7 protein-coding genes are annotated in these 8628 nt (G+C 37.0%); 4 read left to right on the top strand and 3 right to left on the bottom strand.

All coding sequences use genetic code 11. The features are described 5' to 3' along the window. Positions 1–271: 271 nt before the first annotated feature. The gene (locus MW688_RS17980; protein ID WP_486737391.1) at positions 272–1090 is read right to left on the bottom strand and encodes a hypothetical protein; all 819 of its coding nucleotides are present in this window, start codon (positions 1088–1090) and stop codon (positions 272–274) included. A gap of 179 nt (positions 1091–1269) precedes the next feature. Between MW688_RS17980 and MW688_RS17985 the strand changes: the two genes are divergently transcribed. From MW688_RS17985 to MW688_RS17995, 3 genes are all read left to right on the top strand, one after another. After that, complete coding sequence (locus MW688_RS17985) at positions 1270–1743, top strand: hypothetical protein (protein WP_486737392.1); 474 nt, start codon at positions 1270–1272, stop codon at positions 1741–1743. 366 nt (positions 1744–2109) lie between these two features. Further along, a complete protein-coding gene (locus MW688_RS17990; RefSeq protein WP_486737393.1) occupies positions 2110–2577 on the top strand; it encodes a hypothetical protein in 468 nt (155 codons plus the stop codon). Between the two features lie 318 nt (positions 2578–2895). Beyond that, a complete protein-coding gene (locus tag MW688_RS17995) occupies positions 2896–3609 on the top strand; it encodes a ScyD/ScyE family protein (RefSeq protein ID WP_486737394.1) in 714 nt (237 codons plus the stop codon). A 332-nt stretch (positions 3610–3941) separates the two neighbouring features. On the opposite strand, the gene MW688_RS18000 is transcribed toward MW688_RS17995, so the two are convergent. Next, positions 3942–5378, bottom strand: coding sequence for an FHA domain-containing protein (locus MW688_RS18000; RefSeq protein WP_486737395.1), 1437 nt, complete (start codon positions 5376–5378; stop codon positions 3942–3944). Between the two features lie 100 nt (positions 5379–5478). Next, on the bottom strand, positions 5479–7116 hold the full coding sequence (locus MW688_RS18005; protein ID WP_486737396.1) for a hypothetical protein: 1638 nt from the start codon (positions 7114–7116) through the stop codon (positions 5479–5481). Between the two features lie 168 nt (positions 7117–7284). Between MW688_RS18005 and cbiE the strand changes: the two genes are divergently transcribed. Further along, positions 7285–8499 carry a precorrin-6y C5,15-methyltransferase (decarboxylating) subunit CbiE gene (gene cbiE, locus MW688_RS18010; RefSeq protein WP_486737397.1) on the top strand — a complete coding sequence of 405 codons (1215 nt, stop codon included), beginning with the start codon at positions 7285–7287 and terminating at the stop codon, positions 8497–8499. Positions 8500–8628: the final 129 nt, after the last annotated feature.

Here is an 8628-nt window from a genome sequence, read left to right on the forward strand (position 1 = left end):
TTACTCATGTTTGGTGCGTTACGGGCTTCGCCCTAACACACCCTACTAATACTACCTTCTTACTCATTACTCATTACTTATTACTCATTACTCATGTTTGGTGCGTTACGGGCTTCGCCCTAACACACCCTACTAATACTACCTTCTTACTCATTACTCATTACTTATTACTCATTACTCATGTTTGGTGCGTTACGGGCTTCGCCCTAACACACCCTACAACTACAACTACAGGCTACCTTCTTACTCATTACTCATTACTCATTACTCATTACTCAAACATGACCATGCGATCGCCAACTACTGGATTACGAGCTAAGATTGAATCATTTAAATCTCGTAGCTCTAATTTACGAAAATCTAAGATTTGAGAACGTGCTAAAATCTGATTAGCAATATTCTGCTTTTGGGATTCACTCAACTCATTCCATTGTTCCCCTACTCGAATAATTAAACGACTAGCTAAAAAATCAGCCTCTACAAATCTAATTAAGTCTTCACTGTATTTATCAGTTATTTCTGCTACTTCTGCTTGAATCTCCGCAATTAAACCCTGTTGGGGTTGTATTTCTAATTTTGGAGCAGGTTTTGGTGATGGTAGCGGTTGGGGTTCGGGTTTACTAGTTTCTTCTTCAATCATCGGAGAAGAGGAGGTAGATTCGGGCACTTCTTCTACAGTCGTGGGCGTTTCTACTATTTCATTAGGTTGCTCAACGGTTTCACTAGGAAAATATTTTAAGGTAAAAACAACTAAGGCAATAATTAATACAGTGGTAATTGTCCCTAGGATTATACCTCGGAAGGACTTGGTTTTAACTGTGCTAGAGATTTCTTCTTTGGTTTCCTCTATGGTTGGTGGAGAGCTTAAATCACTATTTAACTCATTAGTTGATTGAGTGGGAGTTTCAGACTTGTCAAAGGCAGCAATTTCTTGAGCTATTTTTTGACTAGATTGGAGTAAACTTTCTAATTCTGAGGCTTCTGGTAAATTTGCCGATTTTTCCGAATTTAATTGTATAACCACTGCTTGCAATTGTGCGATGGTTTTTTCTAAAATAGCAATATTTTCAGCTTTAGATGATTTTTCCATAACGATTTAACCCTATAGGACTTAGATGTTTTGGTTTGATTTAGTTTATTATCAGGTAAAGAAGGGGCTAATTAAATACTTATTTTTACTAATGTTGAATAACAATGTTGAGAGAAGTCCCCAACTAAAATTTTAATTGAGTTATTTTTTTTTAGTCAAATTAGCGACTTTTAGCAAAAATGAATTTAAAATCACCTTTATTTTCTACTTATTTAGGGTTTATCCCCACTATAAGGCAAATGTTACCAATTTTAATTATTTTTATTGTTCTATTTTTGACTACAGCCTGTGGGGCGCCGAAACCACCCTTGACTTATTCACCGGATGGGGAGATTGTCAAGAGGGCGATCGCCGTTCAACTAGAACAAACTCAACAAACTTTGAGCGATCAACTAACTACTTCTTTACCGGAATTACAAATCAGTAAAGTTAAAATTAACCAACTTGAGCCCTTATATCTTGGTAAATTACCTACTTATCATTTACAGGGAGATTACCATCTGACTCTGAAACTTTCTGAGGAAAAAGTACAACAACAAGATAATCAATTTGATATTTATCTTCAAAGACAAATAGAGGGAAAAACCTGGCGTTTACTCAAAGAAGAATCAGAAACCGAGCAATGGCGAAGTTATAGCTTACAAAGGTTTTAGTATTATCTTAACTCAACAAGAATGCTTAGCCATAGTTTTTTCCTTTCAAAAAAACTTTAAGTAAAAGAAGAAAGCGATCGCTGTTAAACTAAAACAACTGAACTTGGTAAATTACCTTTTTTGTTTCTGCTATAGTGCTGCGCTACGCTTAGCTTAGATCTTGCATCTTTCCCCAAAGTTACTGATGGTGGTTGAGTTTTGAAGTAATTAGTTTTGAAGTAATGAGTAATTAGTTTTGAAGTAAAAGAATTGATCCTAACCCCTTAAACTCAGACCCTCGCACAGGATAGTCCTGGTTAAAAAAATGTTAAAATTTGCTAAGATTATCAACTGAATGTATTATTAAAAGTATGTAAAGTTAAAAATATGAATCGCTTTCAAGGTGTAATTTTAACGACTATCTGTTTATGTACAATAAATGCACAAAATGAAACTCTCGCAGCCAATTTTCGAGTTGAATCTATAACGACAAATTTAAACAGCCCCAGAGGGTTAACTTTTGGACCTGATGGTCAACTCTATGTTACAGAAGCAGGAAGAGGACCTGTTACAGAATTTAACTCTACTTTACCAACTATTCCTTCTCCTAGTGTTCCAGGCGCACAACTACAATTCGGACTCACTGGGGCAATTACTGGTATTGATGTTATCAATAAAACATCAACTTCAATTATCACTGGTTTACCCTCTGTGGCAATACCTGAAGGATTAGGGCCTTCATTACAACCTCCTCTACCTCCATTTTCAGCAGATGCTTCTGGACCTAATGATATTGTGTTTGATTCTGATGGAAATGCTTATATCTCAGATCTTTCACCAGAACTTATGTACTAAAATAACCTCAGAAAAAGTTCATTTCTCTTTAGCCAATATCTTGCAAAGGTATACCAATTTTTAAGCGTTGAGCATCAATTCTTTAACTCATTACTCATTACTCATTACTCATTACTCAACCACAACCAGTAACATTAGGTATAGATGCAAGATTTGAGTATATCGCCTTTGGATTTGCTAGTAATCCTAATCTTCGCTCAGAATTCATCACACCTGAATTAGGCAATCAAGCAGGAAATATGGCCACTATCGCCAAAGTTAATTTATTTGCAGACAATCCTGTAGAGACTCTTAATTATATTGCTAACTTAGGTGACTTTGAGATTAATAATAACTGTTTTTAGCCCTGATTTCTCCCCAATTTTTCCTAATGATATTGTTAGTAATCCTTATAGCGTAGTTTTAGAAGGGGACCAAGTCTTTGTTGTTGATTCAGGTGCTAATGCTATTTTGCAAGCTGAATTAGATGGTAGTAATCTTGACGTTGCGAATGTACTTAACGAAATTCGCTTTTTTCCTAATCCCGGACTTCCCATACCCGTAGATCCAATTCCTGCTCAACAAGTACCTACAGGCGCTACAATAGGACCAGATAATGCTTTATATGTAGGTGAGTTAGTTGGTGTTCCTTTACCTGTAGGGGAAGCACGTATATTTCGCATCGACTTAAATAACTCAACCTCGGAAGTATTTAGCAGTGGATTTACAAACGTGATAGATGTGGACTTTGATTCTCAAGGCAATCTTTGGGTTCTTGAGTATGATAGCGATTCAATTTTAGGAGGACAACCCTTTGGTTCTTTGATTAAGGTTACTCCCGACAATAGAAGAATCGTGGCAGTAGATAATTTAATTACTCCTACTGCTTTGACTATCGCTGATAATGACGATATATATGTTAGTAATAATGGATTTTTTGCTGGACAGGGTGAAGTACTACAGATAACTTCTATCCCTGAACCTAGTACTATCATCGGCAGTATGTTCCTTTTAAGTATACTAGGTTTAAAAAAGATTAGACGGGGCAATTAGTGTTATTAGAATTGAACCTCTAAAGGCAAATCAATAGATTATGCCCTTAGAAGTTCAATTATTACAGAGTAGGAGAGTAATTCATAACCTTTAGAATTAAGTATTTTTCCTTAATTAGGGCTTACTGAATAAATCTAAAACTGTTACTGGATAAAAGTTTGAGCTCATTTTTTGTCAGAAAAAGTGCAAGATTTTCTGATGTATTATGCTAAAAATAGTGCATTTTTTTCTTTGACTACTCGAAAATTCATAAATCATTATTACCTCCTGCCTCCTGCCTTCTGCCTCCTGCCTTTCTCCTCACCAAAACTTACTTTTTCAGCAGACCCTAATCAAGCTTCAATCGCTACTTCTCCCACAGGAAAAGCGATACAAGGTAAAATATAACCTTCGTCTTGTTCTTGCTTTTCTAAAGCATCAGGATTCCCTTCATACCTAATTGAACCTGATATTTTCCGTTTTTTACAAGCGCCACAAACTCCCTGAAGACAACCTGCACGAATATTTACACCCTCCTGTTTGGCTACAGATAGAATTGAATCCGATGCTTGACAAGTAACTTGCTTTTGAGACTCTTGGAAGATTACCCGAGAGGTAGAAGCATCAGGACTTTGATTTTCCGTAGAATCTAAATTAGATTCAGGTTTTCTAGAGACAATCTTTTTACCTACACCAAAACTTTCTTGATGATAATTTTCCATCGGAAAGTCTAAACTAGTGAAAACCTCTTTAACTGACTTCATAAATGGTTCAGGTCCACATACATAAACCTCTCTCGATTTCCAGTCAGCAACTGTACATAACAACATTTCTGCACTAAATCTACCTCGCAAACCTAACCAGGATTTATCCCCCTCAGATTGAGTAATAGTCATTGCTAAGCGATACAGGGAGCGTCTCGATGCCATTAACTCCAATTCCTGACGCATAATTAAATCATCGGGAGTACGAGCGCTATGAAAAAACACTACATCTGCTTCAACTGCTTGGTCATATAGCCATCGAGTCATGGAAATCATCGGTGTAATGCCACTTCCTGCTGAGATAAATAATAACTTACGGTCTTTGGTGTCAGCGCAGGTAAACTTACCCAGAGGACCTCCTAATAACTTGATTTGACTACCTACTTGTAAATGATTGTGAAGCCAGTTAGAAACTAAACCAGGAGGTAAATCAGGAGAAGCACTGCCAACTCGTTTAACTGTAATCTCTAAAGTTTCAGGACGGCTAGGAGAAGAAGAAATAGAATAAGCCCGTTGAACGATTTGGCCATCAATTTCGAGTTCTAAGTTGACAAATTGACCAGGTTGATAGGAAAAAAGAAGCGATGACTCAGAGACAAAAGTAAAAGTTTTTACATCTTTGGTTTCTTCAGTGATTCTGACACAACGTACCATTAAATCACCATCAGTCCAATAAGTAGAGTTAGAGTTAGATTCTTCTAGGGCTAATTTTTCTAATTCACAAACAACTAAAACAAAATCACCAATTTGAATAATATCATCGAATTTAAGAGGATATTTTTGATTAATCGTGAGAGGTTGATTGTTAATTTTGCTGCCGTCGGTGCTACCTAAATCAGTGTAATAATATTCTCCCTGATAAAAGTTGATTTTGCCATGAATTCGACTAACTTCTGAAGAGGAGAGAACTAAATCACAATTAGAAGTGCGTCCGATAATCCAATAATTTTGGCTATTTATTTGAGCTTGAAAAACTTGTTCTTGAAATTGCTCAATTTGATGATTAAAGATTTTTATTTTTAACATGATTTTAACTTTTTTTAGGTAAAATTAAGATGATTTTGCTTGTTGAGCTTCATCGAACTCTAGTTAATTATTCTTAATAAGATTAACTAGAGTTTTATCTTTACTTTTTACCTCTGTAAAGAGTGGGGTTTGAGTTATAATTATTCCCTAATGGTCTACGAATAAGTGTTTTTTCTGTTCCAGAAATTTTTGACAATTTATTATCTAAAACAAGTTGATTAATTAATTGCCAATGCTCGTCTTCAGTTAAGAGTAATTCTTCACGGAAATTAGCAAAGAAATTTAAACTACTATCAACACTTATGCGATTTTGTCCTAAAGCTTCTTTGAGTATTCCTGAATAAAGTTCAAGACGATATTGACGAGTGATACCAGGAATAATTTTTGTGAGAGTGTAGAGTTCATCTGGGTTAAGTTCTTCTAAAGAACGACCGTCTAAATAGTCTTGTAAGTTAATAGGTAATTGTTTGAGTTGATTTTGTAGAGATAAAGCATCTCTTTCTTTGGCATATTTTTGGGGACTACGTTGCCAATTTTTTCCTAACCATAGACAACTCAATATCACCGCTAACCAATTCACAAAAGGAGTGAGAAAATTAGGTAACCAACCCAGAGTAGGTTTTACTCCTAAAGCAAACAGAAGATTAAAAGCAGCAAAGGCAAATAGAATGAAACAGTAATGACGAATTTGTTGAGCAGTTAGAGGACGTTTTAAACGTTTGTTTTGTTTTTGGGCTAGTTTTTCTAACCACATACCTAGAAGATAGGTAAGAGTTGAAAAGAGAGCTAAAGTAACAGGTACGGCGATAATTTTGGGGATAGGAATAACATGATTATAGAGATAAAAACCAGGACTAAAGAGAGTCGCTAACTGGTTAGTTTCATGCCAAACACCAGCAGAAAGTAAGTTCCAATTACCAGAATAAAAACCGAAGTAGGAATAAAAGCCGATTACTAAACCTAGATAACTGTAGTAAATGAGTTGGCGATCGCCTGTTTGTAACTTACTCCAGTAGGCATTTTCAGCATCGATATCCATACAGGGACTATTACAACCCACACAGGCGCTCTTTTCTTGACCATTGGCGCTAGTGGTGCGACACATAGACTGAGTAATTGATAGAGGTGGCGCCGTATGGGCAGAAGAACTCAGTAAGCCTGTAGGTTCACTATAAATCATTTGTACAGGTGCCATGGGACAGAAATAGTGACACCAGGTTTTACCTCCATAGAGATAGCCAACAGTAATGGCGGCGAGAATGGTGGCAATTAAAAAGATTCCTAGTAAGAAGCGGTCTGAATTGACAAAAAGTAAGCGTAGATTTAAACCAACAAACAAGAAGCTATACTGAAGCTTTAAATGATGACGATATAGCCAAGAATTTTCCTCAACTAACTGTTTGCGTTGCCATTTTAAAGCGCGGGGAATTTGAGAAAGAAAAGAAAGGGGACAAAGACGGCGCCAGGCTTCATGACCAAAAACCAAAAGAGTGATAATCACGCTAGGCACCACCATACCCCAGAAAATACGAGCACCAATAGGATATGGAGTGAGAGGAAGACATTCTCCCTGAAACTGAAAGCAAGAATCATCCGATACAGGTCCTAACCACTGAGAAGGTTCAGTTAAATACGCAGAAATCGGGTCAAAAAACAGAGAAGTGATTAAGAGTAACCATCCAATGGTTAGAGACCAGCGTAATAAATGAATTCGGCCCTCGGAAATTTTAGCAAACATTATTTAAAATCAGTATGTACAATCAGAAGGACTGACAAGTACCTTCCTTACTCTCTATTAAAATATTTATGGCTAGAAATAAATATAAGAAAGTTCAGATCTTTTTACCGTATATTATTAGGATTTAGGTAACGCTTAATCATAGTTTGAGAATTGGAGATTTTTTGGTTGTTAAAAAAATGGTTGTCAATTGTTGGTATTGGAGAAGATGGTTTAATAGGAATAAATCCCCAGGGGAGATCCCTGATTGCCAAAGCTAAAGTATTAGTAGGGGGTAAACGTCATCTAGCCATGTTGCCTATTGATGATAGTCGGGAGAAACTAGCGTGGAAATCGCCTATTAGTGAATCTATTGCAGAAATCGCCCATTATCGTGGAGAAGCAGTGTGTGTTTTAGCTACAGGAGATCCTCTCTGCTACGGTATTGGGGTGACTCTCATGGGTCATTTTACCTGGGAAGAGATGACGATTGTACCCCATATATCTGCTTTTAGTTTAGCTTGTGCTCGTCTTGGTTGGTCTTTAACAGAAGTAGAAACCCTTAGCCTCTGTGGCAGAAATTCCGCTTTAATAAATAGCTATCTTTATCCTAATAATAAATTATTAGTTTTAAGCGCCCAGGGAAATACTCCAGCAGTTGTCGCTAAATCCCTCACTCAACAAGGATGGGGAAAGAGTAAATTAGTGGTTTTAGAACGAATGGGAGGTAAACATGAGGGGAGAATCGAAGGCATAGCCTCTGATTGGTCTTATGAAACGGTGGCGGATTTAAATATAATTGCTATTACCTGTATTCAAGACCAAGTTGACCAACTAGTACTACCAAGATTACCAGGATTACCAGATACTGCCTACCGCCACGATGGACAGATAACTAAAAGTGAAATTAGAGCGATTACTATTTGTAATTTAGCCCCATTACCAGGAGAATTACTTTGGGATTTAGGTGCAGGGTGTGGTTCAATTGCTATTGAGTGGATGCGGAGTAATCAGCGCTGTCGGGCGATCGCTGTAGAAAAAAACCCCTCAAGAGTAGAATATATTCAGGAAAATGCGATCTCTCTTGGCACTCCCAATCTCCAGATAATTTCTCAAGATATTCTCACAGCAATTATAAGTTTACCCCAACCCAATGCTATTTTCATTGGTGGTGGTTTATCTACACCCGAGTTAGGAGAAATTTGTTGGCAAGCTTTACCACCAGGAGGAAGAATGGTGGCTAATGCGGTTACTGTAGAAGGAGAACAAAAACTATTTAACTGGCAAAAACAATGGGGAGGGCAACTATTGCGTTTTAATATCCAAAGAAGTGAACCTCTAGGCAAGTTTTCTGGATGGAAAGCGATGGCACCTGTTACCCAATGGGTCGTAATTAAGGTCTGAACTCATTACTTCAAAACTTCAAAACTCCAAGACTTCTTACTTCAAGACTTCCTCACTTCAAAACTCATGACTTTTTACTCATTACTCATTACTCATTACTCATTACTCATCTAACGGTGCGTTACGGGC

This window comes from Johannesbaptistia floridana (assembly GCF_057440575.1).